This window comes from Companilactobacillus sp. (assembly GCF_022484265.1).
Lineage (GTDB): Bacteria > Bacillota > Bacilli > Lactobacillales > Lactobacillaceae > Companilactobacillus.
In genome coordinates this window covers 856,404-870,122 of the sequence record NZ_JAKVLR010000001.1, presented here as the reverse complement: position 1 = coordinate 870,122, position 13,719 = coordinate 856,404, and the positions used below count along the sequence as shown (strand labels likewise).

At 38.2% G+C, this 13,719-nt stretch carries 13 protein-coding genes; all 13 read left to right on the top strand.

Annotated features, from left to right (window positions below; genetic code table 11):
* Positions 1-206 precede the first annotated feature (206 nt).
* The 13 genes from glmS to LKF16_RS04330 all read left to right on the top strand — a co-directional run bounded on the left by glmS (position 207) and on the right by LKF16_RS04330 (position 13,599).
* The gene (gene glmS, locus LKF16_RS04390) at positions 207-2,018 is read left to right on the top strand and encodes a glutamine--fructose-6-phosphate transaminase (isomerizing) (RefSeq protein ID WP_291469005.1); all 1,812 of its coding nucleotides are present in this window, start codon (positions 207-209) and stop codon (positions 2,016-2,018) included.
* Positions 2,019-2,773: 755 nt separating this feature from the next.
* A complete protein-coding gene (locus tag LKF16_RS04385; RefSeq protein WP_291469003.1) occupies positions 2,774-4,396 on the top strand; it encodes an APC family permease in 1,623 nt (540 codons plus the stop codon).
* A complete protein-coding gene (locus LKF16_RS04380; RefSeq protein WP_291469001.1) occupies positions 4,389-4,931 on the top strand; it encodes a VanZ family protein in 543 nt (180 codons plus the stop codon). The genes LKF16_RS04385 and LKF16_RS04380 overlap by 8 nt, the downstream gene beginning before the upstream one ends.
* 66 nt (positions 4,932-4,997) lie before the next feature.
* Complete coding sequence (locus LKF16_RS04375) at positions 4,998-5,732, top strand: YebC/PmpR family DNA-binding transcriptional regulator (protein WP_291468999.1); 735 nt, start codon at positions 4,998-5,000, stop codon at positions 5,730-5,732.
* A gap of 89 nt (positions 5,733-5,821) precedes the next feature.
* Entirely contained in the window at positions 5,822-6,790 is a 969-nt protein-coding gene (gene comGA, locus LKF16_RS04370) for a competence type IV pilus ATPase ComGA (protein WP_291468997.1), read from the top strand.
* A complete protein-coding gene (locus LKF16_RS04365) occupies positions 6,732-7,769 on the top strand; it encodes a type II secretion system F family protein (protein WP_291468995.1) in 1,038 nt (345 codons plus the stop codon). The genes comGA and LKF16_RS04365 overlap by 59 nt, the downstream gene beginning before the upstream one ends.
* A gap of 1 nt (position 7,770) precedes the next feature.
* Entirely contained in the window at positions 7,771-8,076 is a 306-nt protein-coding gene (locus LKF16_RS04360; RefSeq protein ID WP_291468993.1) for a competence type IV pilus major pilin ComGC, read from the top strand.
* A complete protein-coding gene (locus LKF16_RS04355; RefSeq protein ID WP_291468991.1) occupies positions 8,054-8,503 on the top strand; it encodes a hypothetical protein in 450 nt (149 codons plus the stop codon). Before LKF16_RS04360 ends, LKF16_RS04355 begins: the two co-directional genes overlap by 23 nt.
* Complete coding sequence (locus LKF16_RS04350) at positions 8,496-8,756, top strand: hypothetical protein (RefSeq protein WP_291468990.1); 261 nt, start codon at positions 8,496-8,498, stop codon at positions 8,754-8,756. Before LKF16_RS04355 ends, LKF16_RS04350 begins: the two co-directional genes overlap by 8 nt.
* Complete coding sequence (locus tag LKF16_RS04345; RefSeq protein WP_291468988.1) at positions 8,737-9,213, top strand: hypothetical protein; 477 nt, start codon at positions 8,737-8,739, stop codon at positions 9,211-9,213. The genes LKF16_RS04350 and LKF16_RS04345 overlap by 20 nt, the downstream gene beginning before the upstream one ends.
* A gap of 223 nt (positions 9,214-9,436) precedes the next feature.
* Complete coding sequence (locus tag LKF16_RS04340; protein ID WP_291468986.1) at positions 9,437-10,456, top strand: class I SAM-dependent methyltransferase; 1,020 nt, start codon at positions 9,437-9,439, stop codon at positions 10,454-10,456.
* Positions 10,457-10,464: 8 nt separating this feature from the next.
* The gene (locus tag LKF16_RS04335) at positions 10,465-11,652 is read left to right on the top strand and encodes an acetate/propionate family kinase (protein ID WP_291468984.1); all 1,188 of its coding nucleotides are present in this window, start codon (positions 10,465-10,467) and stop codon (positions 11,650-11,652) included.
* Positions 11,653-11,922: 270 nt separating this feature from the next.
* Entirely contained in the window at positions 11,923-13,599 is a 1,677-nt protein-coding gene (locus LKF16_RS04330; RefSeq protein ID WP_291468982.1) for an oleate hydratase, read from the top strand.
* Positions 13,600-13,719 lie beyond the last annotated feature (120 nt).

Genomic DNA, 13,719 nt, shown 5'->3' with positions numbered 1-13,719 from the left:
AAAATTCTTTCGTGGTTATACCAATATCCATACCGGTATGTACCACCTGTACCATTATTGTTATATATTTAACAAAAAAATTAAAAATTGTTGACATAATCCCACTGAATTAGTACAGTAATAGTTGTTCAAATCAAATATTGGTAACCAAAAATGAACTATACCAATACATATGAATAAACTATACCACTTTTAGGAGATTTACTATGTGCGGAATTGTTGGAGTAGTTGGTAACGATAATACAACTAAAATTTTATTAAATGGACTAGAAAAATTGGAATATCGTGGCTATGATTCAGCCGGGATTTATGTAAATAATGAAAAAGGTAAGGACTTCCTTGTAAAAGAAGTTGGAAAGATCAGTCAACTTGAAAAAGAAGTTGGACCAGAAGTACAAGGTGAAATGGGAATTGGACATACACGTTGGGCAACTCATGGTCAACCAACTGTTGAAAATGCTCACCCACATTATTCACAAGACAACCGTTTCTATTTAGTACACAACGGTGTTTTGACAAACTATGCTGAACTTAAAGAGAAATATCTCAGCGATTTCAAGTTTGTCAGTCAAACAGATACTGAAGTTGCTGTTCAATTAGTTGATTACTTTGCAACTAAAGAAAACATGGATGCTGAATCAGCTTTCAGAAAGGCATTGTCACTTCTTGAAGGCTCATACGCATTTGCTATGGTTGATAGAGAACAACCAGATCGTATCTTTGTTGCTAAGAATAAGAGTCCTTTGCTAATTGGTTTAGGCGATGGATTTAACGTAATTTGTTCTGATGCTATGGCTATGCTTGAGAGCACACACAAATTTGTTGAAATTCATGATGGCGAAGTTGTTATCTTGAAGAAAGACAACGTAAGCATCACAACACTTGATGGTAAAGCCGTTCAAAGAGATCCATACACAGTTAACTTGGATGCCTCAGATATTTCTAAAGGAACATACGCAAACTACATGCTCAAGGAAATTGATGAACAACCAGCTACAATGAGAAAGATCTCATCACATTACTTCGATGGAAAAGACATTAAGGTTGACCAAAAGATGTTGAAAGATGTTTCTGAAGCTGACCGTCTATACATCGTTGCTGCTGGTACTAGTTACAATGCAGCCTTAGTTGGTAAGGATATTTTTGAAAACTTGGCAGATGTTCCAGTCGACGTTGAATTGGCTAGTGAATTTGGTTACCATATGCCAAAACTTTCTCAAAAACCATTCTTTATCTTCCTATCACAATCAGGTGAAACAGCCGATAGTAGACAAGTATTAGTTCGTGTTAACGAATTAGGCTATCACAGTTTGACAATGACAAACGTACCTAACTCAACACTTTCACGTGAAGCTACATACACTATGGAATTATTAGCCGGACCTGAAATTGCTGTTGCTTCAACAAAAGCATACACAGCTAACATTGCCGTGGAAGCTGTGCTTGCTAAAGCAATGGGTGAATATAAGGGTGTTCAATTAGCTAAGGACTTTGATCTCCAAGGTCAACTTTCATTAGCAGCCAATGCTATTCAAACTATCGTTGATGAAAAAGATAGATTTGAAAAAATTGCTCATGACTACTTAGCTGGCAAGAAGGATGCATTCTACATCGGTCGTGGTATCGATTATGCACTCTCACTTGAAGCATCATTGAAATTGAAAGAAATTTCATACATTCATGCTGAAGGATTCGCTGCTGGTGAATTGAAGCATGGTACTATCTCACTTATTGAAAAAGGCGTTCCAGTGTTCGCTTATGTAAATGATGGTATTGGTGCTGCTCATACTCGTGGAAATATCCAAGAAGTTGAAGCTCGTGGTGGCCATGTACTTGTTATCTCAAGTAAGAAGTACGCTCAAGAAGGTGACCAAGTGGTTCTTCCTTCAATCGACGAAATGATCTCACCTATTGTTAGTGTTGTTCCTGCTCAATTGATTGCTTATTATGCTGCTCTTGAACGTGGTAACGATGTTGACAAGCCTCGTAACTTGGCTAAGAGTGTTACAGTTGAATAGGTTTTAAAATTCAAATTTTGTTTAAAGCGTCAGGGCTTGTGCCTTGATGCTTTTTTTCGTGGTTCACTGCCGGTGGAGGGCGTAAATCGCTTTTGGAGTCCGTGACGTACTGGCCACAACTTGGAGCCAAGTGTCACTGCGTGACGGCTTGTCTTCAAGCTTGGGCTTGTGCTAAGCAATAAATTGCTAAGCACAATTTCAGTACTTGGCTCCACACGATTTACGCCCTCCACCTGGTCTTGTTTACGTCAAAATCTCTGTGTTTGTTGAAATAGGGTATGCGGGCTTTGCTGGCAAGAACTCTGGGTCTAGTAGTTCAAAGTCTCTAAAAATACAGTTTCTAGAGACTTCTTCTTTTTCGTTCGTTGGCTTTGCCAACATCGCTTCTCAATATGATGAAGTGAAATAAACGATTTGCTTCAATGCTCGGAAGTTCCGAATTATCCTTGTGCCAGACTTTTCCGCTTGCCACGGATTGAACTGATTGCCAAAATCGCAATCTGTCTCATCCTGAGCAATGCTCGAAGTCTAAACGGCACTTTGCACTCTCTGAATTGAAATGAGCTGTGGCCAATAACTTCTTCCGCTTGCTACGGATAAGACTGATTGCCAAAATCGCAATAAGCCTTATCCTAGGCAATGCTCGGAAGTTCCCAATTGGCCTTCGCTCTCTGAATTAATTAGCTATTTTTTTCACATTAAATTATAATTATCAATGTGCGTTAATTTAAATCGGATTATTTAAAGAATCAGAGATGAGTGAAGAATTGGAATCTGAAAAAAAGAAGAAGTTAAGTTTATTTTCTACTGTTATGTTTGGGCTTAGTGCCATTATTGGGTCTGGGTGGATGTTTGGCTCTAGTCAAGCTGCCAAGATTGCTGGTCCCGCTGCTATTTTGGCTTGGATCATTGGTGCTATTCTTGTTTTTATTATTGCGATTGTTTATGTTGAAATTGGAACGATGTTTCCTGAAGACGGGGCGATGAGTCGATTTTCTATGTATACTCATGGGTCGCTTCTGGGGCATATTGCTTCGTGGGCTAACTGGTTGTCGCTTTTGGCGATTATGCCGATTGAAGCGGTCGCATCGGTTCAGTATATGAGTTCTTGGCCTTGGTCTTGGGCTAAATGGACTGGGGCTTTAATGCGTGGCGATCAGCTTTCTTTGAAAGGTTTGGTTGCTGCAACGATTATGTTAGTTATCTTCATGCTAATCAATTATTGGTCAGTTAGTTTGATGGCTAAGTTTAATAATGCTATTTCGATTTTTAAAATATTTGTGCCGATCGTGACGATGATTGCCTTGATCAGTGCTCACTTTAGCGTTAGCAACTTAGGCTCAAATTTTCACGAATTTATGCCTAATGGGACATCTTCAGTGTTCTTAGCTATTAGTAGTGCTGGTATTATCTTCAGTTACGTTGCCTTTCAGACTGTTATCAACCTTGGTAATGATATTAAAAAGCCAGCAGTCAATATTCGTCGGGGAATCGTTATTTCACTATTGATCAGTGCAATTATTTACATTTCTTTGCAATTTGTCTTCATTGGCTCATTGCCAAGTTCGATTGTTTCAAAGGGATGGGGTTCGCTTGATTTTAATTCGCCATATTCAGACTTAGCTATTTTGCTGAATATTTACTGGCTATCGACTTTGATTTACTTTACTGCGTTTATTTCGCCATTTGGTAGTGGTATGGCCTTTTCCGCTTCTGCGGGTAAATCATTAGCTTCGATGCCTAAAAATCATCACATGCCTAAAATTTTGGGTAAAACGGACAACAAATATGATTCTCCTCGAATGGCCTTGATCTTAAACTTCGTTGTCAGTTTTATTATGATTCTATTATTTAAAAATTGGACAATGTTATCTCGAGTGGTTTCTGCCACGATGTTGATTTCGTTGTTGACTGGTCCAGTGGTTGCCGGAAGTCTTCGTAAAATTGCACCTGACTTTAAACGTCCAACTAAGATCAAAGGGATGAAAATCTTTGCGCCGTTGGCCTTTGATTTGATCAGTCTAGCAATTTATTGGACGATGTTTCCAACGACAATCGAAGTTATCGCAATCGTTATCTTAGGATTGCCAGTTTATGTGATCTTTGAACGTCGTCGAGGATTTAAGAATATGAAACAAAAATTCAATGCTTCATTATGGATGATTTTTCAATTGATCTTCCTATCTTGTATCTCCTGGATCGGTGGAACTGATTTCGGTGGCTTAGGATTGATTCGTTATCCAGTTGATTTTGTTGTGATCTTAGTAGTTTCGACATTTGTCTACTATTGGGCAGTCAAGGTTTCGTATCGTTCAAACTACTTCGAAAGTGCCAAAGAATTAAACGCCACAATTAATATGGAAAAAGAATATGAATAGAAATTTAAAACGTAATGAAAAATGGTATTGGTTGGTTGTTACTTTAGTAGAATTAGTTTTGTTTATCAGTTCATCAATGACTTATAAGCAGCAGACGACTATTCCTTTTTTAGAAAAACATTTAGGTTCGAATAATCGTCCATTTTATGATCAATTGAAAAATGCTGGTTTTCAATATGGCGATAAGTATCAATCGATCAAAAATGATGGTTATTTTAACTTCATCGAATTTTTTATCAGAAAGGGTGCCCATTTCGGCACCTATTTCATTTTAGGATTGTTCTTGTGTTTGGCATTGTACACCTACTTTAAGCACAATCCGTTTTTACAAATATTTACTCCATGGATGATGGCTACTGGGTTAGCCGCATTTGATGAATTTCATCAAGGATTGACTGGTGGACGGTCTCCAATGGTGGATGATGTGATATTAGATAGCGTTGGAGCATTGACGGCAATATTGATCACAATGTTGATTATTTTCCTTCGTCGCCGGCATCAAAAAAAATCGCATCCATTCTCAATGGAGTATTGATATAACGGCTTAGATTTGATATTATATTAGGCGGTTTACTAATAAAAGTGAAAGAAGGAAGCAGAAATGTCAGGACACTCAAAATGGCATAACATCCAGGGTAGAAAAAGCGCTCAAGATGCTAAACGTGGAAAGATTTTCCAAAAAATATCACGTGAATTATACATGGCAGCAAAATCGGGTGGTGCTGATCCGGACAGTAATGCTGCTCTTCGTTTAATTGTAGATAAAGCTCGTGCAGCTAACATGCCTAAGGACAACATCAAACGTGCCTTAGATAAAGCTGAAGGTGGTTCAGAAGAACACTACGACGAAGTCACATATGAAGGATATGCTCCAGGTGGCGTTGCAGTCTTAGTTGAAGCATTAACAGATAACAAAAATAGAACAGCTTCATCCGTACGTGTTGCATTTACTCGTAACGGAGGTAGCCTAGGTTCAACTGGTTCAGTTGCCTACATGTTCGACCGTAAAGGTTATATTGTTTTAGATCGTTCAAAGAACACACAAGATGAAGACCAAGTATTGCTTGATATTATGGATCTTGGTGCTGACGATCTTCAAACATCAGATGATGTATATGAAATCTATACAGACGCAAAAGATTTTGCCGCTGTACGTGATGGTTTGATTGAAAAAGGTTATGATTTAGCAAATGCTGAATTAACAATGATTCCTCAAAATACAACTCCAGTACCAGAGGACAAGAAAGAACAATTCGAACACATGATCGATCAACTTGAAGACGATGATGATGTTTCAGAAGTTTATACAGCAGCTCCAGACGATGACGAAGAATAATCATTAACTAGTTGTAATAATTAAATAAGTCGCAAACTGAAAAGTTTGCGGCTTTTTTTTGCGTAATTTTTGGGTGAAGGAGGTGAAATATGACAGCAGAAACTATGGCAAATAATTTATTAACAGAAGCTTGTGCGAATAGAATCTCGGATATCTACTTTTTACCAAGACAAAACTCTTATCGAATTGAGGCTAAGAACAGCCTGACCACCTATACGGTCGCTGAACTAGACGTTGACGAAACTTTTTCCATCATGAATTTTTTGAAATTCAACGGTGGTTTAGATATCTCAGAGCGTCGTCGGTCTCAAAAGGGTTCATTTAACTATCACTATCAAAATCACCCGATCAACGTGCGAATTTCGACCGTTGGCGATTTCTTGAATCGAGAGTCATTGGTTATTCGATTGATCTATCCACAAGACAATACTTCGGAATCTGACTTGGATCTCTTGAATTATTTATTGCCGACCGCTAAGCAAAAAGGAATGATGATTTTCTCTGGTCCGATGGGTTCGGGAAAAACATCATTGATGTACGCCCTAGCTAGAAAAATTGGTCAGCATAAAAAAGTGATGTGCATCGAAGATCCGATTGAAATAGTTGAACAAGATTTTTTGCAATTACAGGTAAATGTTGAAGCAGGGATGACTTATGAAGAATTGATCAAAACTAGTTTGCGTCACCGTCCGGAATTATTGATCATTGGCGAAATCAGAGATCAACAGACCGCTCAACAAGCAATTAGAGCTGCAATATGCGGATATACTGTCTTCACGACTATTCATGGAAAATCTAAATATTCAGTGATTCAAAGATTGAAACAGTTTGGCGTCACATCATTTGAAATCGACAATGCAATCAATCTGATCTGTTATCAGCGACTGATTCCAACTGACCAACGCTTGGAGTTGTTTGCTGATTTGTTAGACCATAAAGAGATCCAGAAATATCAACAAGATGAGCAAGAAGACCAAAATTGGAGACAGATGCTAACGAATGCGAAAAACAATGGAATCATTTCTGAAGAAATATTTGAAGAGTTTCAGGCCGGATAAGGTGACGGCTTGCCAATTTCAAGCTGACTATTTGTTATTGATCGGCAAGCTTTTAAAAAATGGATTTTCGTTGAATCAAGCGATGCGATGTTTAATGATCTTGAATCAAGATGAACCGATATTTAAGACTATTTATCAGGATCTGGAGGCAGGTTTCATGCTGTCGACTGCATTGAGACACCTGCGTTTGCCACCGGTGGTACAAAACCAATTAGTGATTTCTCAAGTCAACGGCGGACTGCAGCAAACTGTTCTTCAATGTGGTGGGGTCTTAAAAACCAAGGCAGCTCAGCAAGCTAAATTAAAAGAGCTATTAGCTTATCCGATTTTTATCGTGTCATTTCTGGTATTGATCGTTATCGGTATCAAGCTGTATTTGCTGCCGCAACTTGATAATACTGGACAGTTAGAAAATTTAGATCATTACTTAGCAATTGGTTTTGTGCTCATTTCATTGCTGATGATGAGTCTAATTGGGTTTATTTTCTACCTTAAACGACAGTCTGAATATCAACGTGCTCAGATATTGATCAAGTTGCCATTAGTCAATAAAAGCTATTTGAATTTTTATCAGTTTTCCATTTTACAGGGATGGGGGATGCAATTTTCCAACGGATTTGACCTTAGAAAAATGTGTCTGAATAATCAAAACTTTTCCGAAGGTTCGATTCAAAATGTTTTGTCGAAAAAAATTTTAGATAGTCTGACTAGCGGACGATCCCTGCAGAAACAAATTGAAAAAGAGCCATTATTGCCCAATGAGTTAAATTTAATTTTTTCAATCGGTAGTGGCGTGAACGATTCAGCAAGCGACTTATTGTTGATGTCTGAATTAAAATATCAAGCCACGCAGGCATCGTTGAAAAAATTATTGAATCTAGTCCAACCCATTTTATTTGGGGTAATTGCACTGATCATTTTGTCGGCATATTTGATGATCTTATTGCCTATCTACGGGATGATGAAGGGGATGAATTAAGTTGCAAGAAAAGAAGCCAGGTTTTACTTTGATCGAAATGGTTATCGTGATGTTTATTATTTCGTTGTTATTAGTTTTCATAGTGCCTAATTTGGCAGCCCAAAAATCTCATGCTGAAGAAAAATCAAATGCAGCATTTATTCAATCGGTTCAAGCTCAATACGATATGCAGTCTGATGACGAAAAGAAAACTAACAAGCCTGAAGACCTTGAAGGAGACAACGAGGCTGCTAAGACTCGGTGTCAAAAACTCGGTTTATTCATCAATGATCAGGGTAGAGTCGTTGCAGGCAATAACAAGAAGTAGTTTTACTCTAATTGAAACGGTCTTGGCACTGTTTGTAATCGTCAGTCTTGCAATGATGGGTTCTTTTGAGATCAGGGATTATCAATCGAAGAATGCTGAAGAACAGGCATTAAAAGATTTTGAGTCTTGTTGGGAGAACGCTTTGAATTATTCATTTTTAACTAATCATGAAGTTGAAATTTCTGGAGCAAAACACCAAATCACTTTCTACTATCAAGGTCACCGAGTCTCGAAAGTTGATTTACCTGAGACTTTAGAAATCAGCCACTTAACATTAAGAATGAATGGAGATGGTGGAGTGCAGCCGAAAACTATCAAATTTTTTTCCAGAAGACTTCAAGGCTTTGAAAAGACTTATAAATATACAGTTCAGATGAATTGGGGTGTGTTGAATCGCCATGAGAAAAAGGGGATTTCTCTTGATTGAGTCACTGTTCTCATTGATGCTTGTGACGCTTATGACAGCAACATTTTCAGTGGTAGTGATCCGGGAATATCGATTATTGAAAGCAGCCGAACATCGAGTTAGCGAATTACAAATCATTGCTGATAAACTTAAAAATCCTGATTTTCCAGCTGAGGTCACGATCAATGGTGAAAAATATCGTGTCGAATCAACCGCTCATTCCATTCAAGTCACACCTCAACAAGGTAAGTCGTATGAAATTAATTGGCACTAGGCGGAGAGGATTTTTATTAGGAGAGGCAATTATTGCATTGATGATCTCAATTTTGACTATCTTGATGATGCAGCAGTGTTTACAACTGATCTCAAAAAGCAGTCAATTAAACGTTCGCGACAATATCAGGATGCACGTGGTCGAAGCTAGGATTCAAGCAATTTTGAAAGACAAGACTGTCTACGTCGATTCTGACAATCAGCGACTGTATTATTCGGCCGGAAATGACAATCAGGGCGAACCTGATATTAAATCATTTGAAAAAACTGATCAGTATCTGCGGCAAAAGGACGAGCACGGTGGCTTTGAACCAGTATTAAATAACATTAAGCGATTCAATATTTTAAAAAAATTGAAATCTGTTCAACTAACGATTGTCGATAGTTCAAATCGAGTTACGGAGATGTTTATTAGTGACATTACTTTTGCAGAGAAAAAAGGGGATCTTGTTCGTTAATGCCATATTAATTTTTTCAGTGGTAATTATGGTGGTCCTTTATACCAATCAACGTTTTTCAGAGAGTTTGATTAACTATCGCTTGTTGGAACAACGTTTGCACCATGAAATTAAAGATGATTTCTCAAATTCGACGACGATAAAATTTTTGGAGCATGAAAACGCTTGAATTAAGTGAAAATCAACGTTAAAATTTTATTATCATGTGCGAAGAGGTTTTTTAATGGCAGAAGAAAATGGAATGCAGAATTATTTTGATTTATTGAGTCAAGCTGCTACTTTATTGCAAAAGTCTTTGAGCAGCAGTTATACCGATTCGTTGGCAGAATCATTGACAAATCTTTCGGATGGGAAGGTTTATGTTGAAAATGGTGCTCCAGATAGCGAAACGGTAACTAAATTAGAGGAATTATATTCACAGATCAAAGAGGTTCAACTTACTCAGGCACAGCTTAAACAAGCTATCACGGTAAATATCATTCAAGCTCAACGTAAGGATAAAGTTGAAGCTAACAAGATGATGACACCAGATACGATTGGACTCATTGCAAGTTTGATTGCTTATGAGCTCTTTAGTGCCATGGGTAAAAAGACCATTAATGTAGTCGATCCAACTATCGGTACCGGAAATTTGTTAATTGAGTTTATCAATCAAATGCAATTAGCAGGCGACTTTGATATCAATGCAGCCGGTATCGATAATGATGAGGTCTTGATTGGATTAGCTAAGTCATTTTCCGAAATGATGAATTTGAACTTAGACGCATATCACCAAGATGCAGTCGCTGAATGGGACATTACTGATATTGATTTGGCAATTGCTGATCTACCAGTGGGATATTATCCAGTCGACGACAATGCAGCTAAGTTTGCAACTAAGGCAGATGAGGGACATTCATATGCACATCACTTGCTGATCGAGCAAACGATGAACAATTTAAATGATGGCGGTATTGGGATGTTCGTGGTTCCATCTGCGATTTTCCAAACTGATCAAGCTAAGAAGCTTTCAGAATGGATGGTTTCAAACGTTTACTTGCAAGCAGTTTTGGATCTACCAGCCAACTTGTTTGCTTCCAAAGAAGCTCAAAAGGCAATCGTTGTTTTGCAAAAACACGGTGGCAACTCCAAGCAAGTAACAGACGTCTTGATGGGATCGATACCAGAGACAGAGAATGTTAAGGAATTTGAAGGGTTTAGAAATCAAGTTCAAGATTGGGCAAAAAATAATTTCAAGGGATAGGTGTAGAAATGACTAAGGTTATTGCAGTAAATTCAGGAAGTTCAACTCTTAAATGGAAATTGTATTCAGTTCCTGATGAAAAGGTTATTGCTTCAGGAATGGTTGACCGTTTGGGCCTTTCTGATTCAATTTTTAAAGTTAAATATAATGGCGAAAAGACAAGCGAAACAGGCGATATTCCTGATCACAAAACAGCTGTTACTAAGATGTTAAAGACTTTGATCAAACTAGGCATCATTAAAGATTATTCAGAGATCACAGGTGTTGGACATCGTGTAGTTGCTGGGGGAAATATTTTTAAAGACTCAGCAGTTGTAACTCCAAAGGTACTTCAACAAATTAAAGACCTTGCTGAATTTGCACCATTGCATAATCCAGGTCAAGCATATGGTATTGAGGCTTTCCAAGAAATCCTTCCAGATGTACCTCAAGTTGCCGTATTCGATACATCATTCCATCAAACAATGGATCCAGTTAACTACTTGTACAGTATTCCTTATGAATACTACGAAAAATATGGCGTACGTAAATTTGGTGCTCACGGAACATCACATCGTTATGTCTCAGGCCAAGCTGCTGAATTCCTTGGCAAACCACTCAAGGACCTTAAGCTTATCTCGATGCATTTAGGTTCAGGCGCTTCAATTGACGCAATTAAAGGTGGCAAATCAATTGATACTTCAATGGGCTTTACTCCACTTGCAGGTATCACAATGAGTACACGTTCAGGAGACTTAGATCCTTCATTGTTTGCCTACTTGATGCGTAAACTCAAGTTGACTAACCCAGACGACATGATCGATATCTTGAATGAAAAATCTGGATTGCTTGGTATCTCAGGCGTTTCACCTGATATGCGTGATATCATTGCTACAAAAGATGAAAACAAGCGCTCCGAATTAGCGATTGAGATCTTCATTAACAGAATCGTTAAGTATGTTGGTTCATATATTGCCTTAATGAACGGTGTGGATGTAATGCTATTCACAGCCGGTATGGGCGAAGCTAACTCATGGATCCGCGAGTTGATCATGGACCAATTCAAGTACATGGGTGTAACTGTTGATAAAGATGCCAACGAAAATGGCAAAGGACTCAGAAAGATCAGTGGCGACGATTCAAGCGTTACTGTCTTGGTCGTTCCAACTGATGAAGAGTTGATGATCGTTCGTGATGTTTTAAGACTTACTAAATAGGAAGAAAGAGGTTTAGCAAATGCTAGGCCTCTTTTTATTTTGCTTGATTTTCGATTATTAATGTCCTAAAAAATGAACGAGAGTGGTCAATCATTATGCAAGATTCGCTCTAAGCGACAAAATAAAGCTTTTATCTCAAAAGTCAAATATCAAAAAATATAATACATTTTTGTTGAATTTTAAAATTAATACTTGTGAAACCCTTTACAAAATCTAAATTGATAGCTATATTTAAGTTGTTAAGAGGTATTCGAAAGGGAGTGTTTCATAATGACACGCAAAGCTTATATGATCGGAACAGGTATTGGTAACTTGGCAGCTGGTATTTATTTGATCCGTGATGGTGGCTTCAAGGGCGAACAAATCACTATGATGGGGTTGGAAACGCATGGTGCCAATGATGGTGCTGCTGCAGCCGACTATGCCAACGAATATAGTAACCAAGCACTATCTAACAGCAAAGGATTTTTAGCTAAAGGTGGTCGTATGTTGAACGAAGAAACATATGAAAACCTTTGGGATCTAATGAGTTCAGTACCTTCATTAGATAATCCTGGACAAACTGTTACTGATGACATTTTGAACTTTGATCACGCACATCCAACACATGACGTTGGTCGTTTGATTGACCGCAATGGTCCAAGAATCAATCCAGGACCTGACAACTATCGTCATATGCAATTTACAAACAAAGAACGTGCATTATTATCAACTTTGATGCTGATGCCTGAAAAGAACGAGGAAAAACTAAACAACATCAGTATTGCTGAGTGGTTCAAGAGTTCACCACATTTCTGGGACACAAACTTCTGGCACATGTGGCAAACAACTTTCGCATTCAAACGTGCAAGTTCAGCTATGGAATTACGTCGTTACATGAACCGGATGATCCTAGAATTCACTAGAATCAATACTCTAGAGGGTGTAACCAGAACTCCATATAACCAATATGAGAGTTTGATCTTACCAATGCGTAAATTCTTGGAAGATCGTGGCGTAACATTCATTAACAATCGTAAAGTTACAGAATTAGAATTCAAAGACACTGCATTGCAAGATGACATCATCGTCACAGGCCTTAAGTATGAAGAAGTCGACAATGACAATAAAGAAGGTCACATTGACATTGCTGAAGACGACATGGTCTTTGACTGTAACGGTTCAATTACTGACAGTTCATCAATCGGTAGTTGGGACAAACCAGTAACTGAGAATATGGAATATGCTCCAAGTGCTGCATTATGGAAACAAGCAGCAAGCAAATTCTATTCACTTGGCCATCCAGACAAATTCTTCAATGACCGTACACAAAGCGAATGGTACAGTTTCACAATTACAACTAACAACCATCTACTTTTGGAAAACATTGCTAGAATTACTCAACAACAACCAGGGAATGCTTTGAACACATGGATCGACAGTACACCACTCATGTCAATCGTTGTTCACCATCAACCACATTTCCACGCACAAAAACCAAATGAAACTGTTCTTTGGGGCTACTTCATGTATCCACGTAGAAACGGTGACTTCGTTCAAAAACCAGTTATGGAAATGACAGGTGAAGAAGTCTTGGACGAATTCTTAGGTCAATTGGCAGCAGTGGATCCAGCAAAAGACAATATTCGTGACCATTTTGATGAGATCAAGAAGAGTATCGTAAACTGCATCCCAGTTTACATGCCTTATGCTAGTGCATTGTTCAACCAACGTGCAGTTGGAGATCGTCCAGACGTCGTTCCAAAGCACAGCAAGAACTTAGCATTCATTAGTCAATTCTGTGAGCAACCATTTGACATGGTATTTACTGAGCAATATTCATATCGTGCTGCACAACGTGCTGTCTACACATTCTTAGGAATTCCATTGTCAGAAATGACACCAATGCATCATTACGAAAAAGATCCAAAGATCATGGCTCGTGCAGCCAAGACAATGTTCCGTTAAAAAATAAGTGTGCCAACAGGAGGGTATCATGAAAAAATTCTTTAAGTTCATCTTCAAATTTACACTGTTCTCAACAGTACTCGGTGCAGTAGTATTTTTCGCCGGCAAGAAATATATCGA

Coding starts and splice junctions, on each gene's coding strand:
- glmS (WP_291469005.1), top strand. CDS start 207: ATGTGCGGAATTGTTGGAGTAGTTGGTAACGATAATACAACTAAAATT.
- LKF16_RS04385 (WP_291469003.1), top strand. CDS start 2,774: ATGAGTGAAGAATTGGAATCTGAAAAAAAGAAGAAGTTAAGTTTATTT.
- LKF16_RS04380 (WP_291469001.1), top strand. CDS start 4,389: ATGAATAGAAATTTAAAACGTAATGAAAAATGGTATTGGTTGGTTGTT.
- LKF16_RS04375 (WP_291468999.1), top strand. CDS start 4,998: ATGTCAGGACACTCAAAATGGCATAACATCCAGGGTAGAAAAAGCGCT.
- comGA (WP_291468997.1), top strand. CDS start 5,822: ATGACAGCAGAAACTATGGCAAATAATTTATTAACAGAAGCTTGTGCG.
- LKF16_RS04365 (WP_291468995.1), top strand. CDS start 6,732: ATGCGAAAAACAATGGAATCATTTCTGAAGAAATATTTGAAGAGTTTC.
- LKF16_RS04345 (WP_291468988.1), top strand. CDS start 8,737: ATGAAATTAATTGGCACTAGGCGGAGAGGATTTTTATTAGGAGAGGCA.
- LKF16_RS04340 (WP_291468986.1), top strand. CDS start 9,437: ATGGCAGAAGAAAATGGAATGCAGAATTATTTTGATTTATTGAGTCAA.
- LKF16_RS04335 (WP_291468984.1), top strand. CDS start 10,465: ATGACTAAGGTTATTGCAGTAAATTCAGGAAGTTCAACTCTTAAATGG.
- LKF16_RS04330 (WP_291468982.1), top strand. CDS start 11,923: ATGACACGCAAAGCTTATATGATCGGAACAGGTATTGGTAACTTGGCA.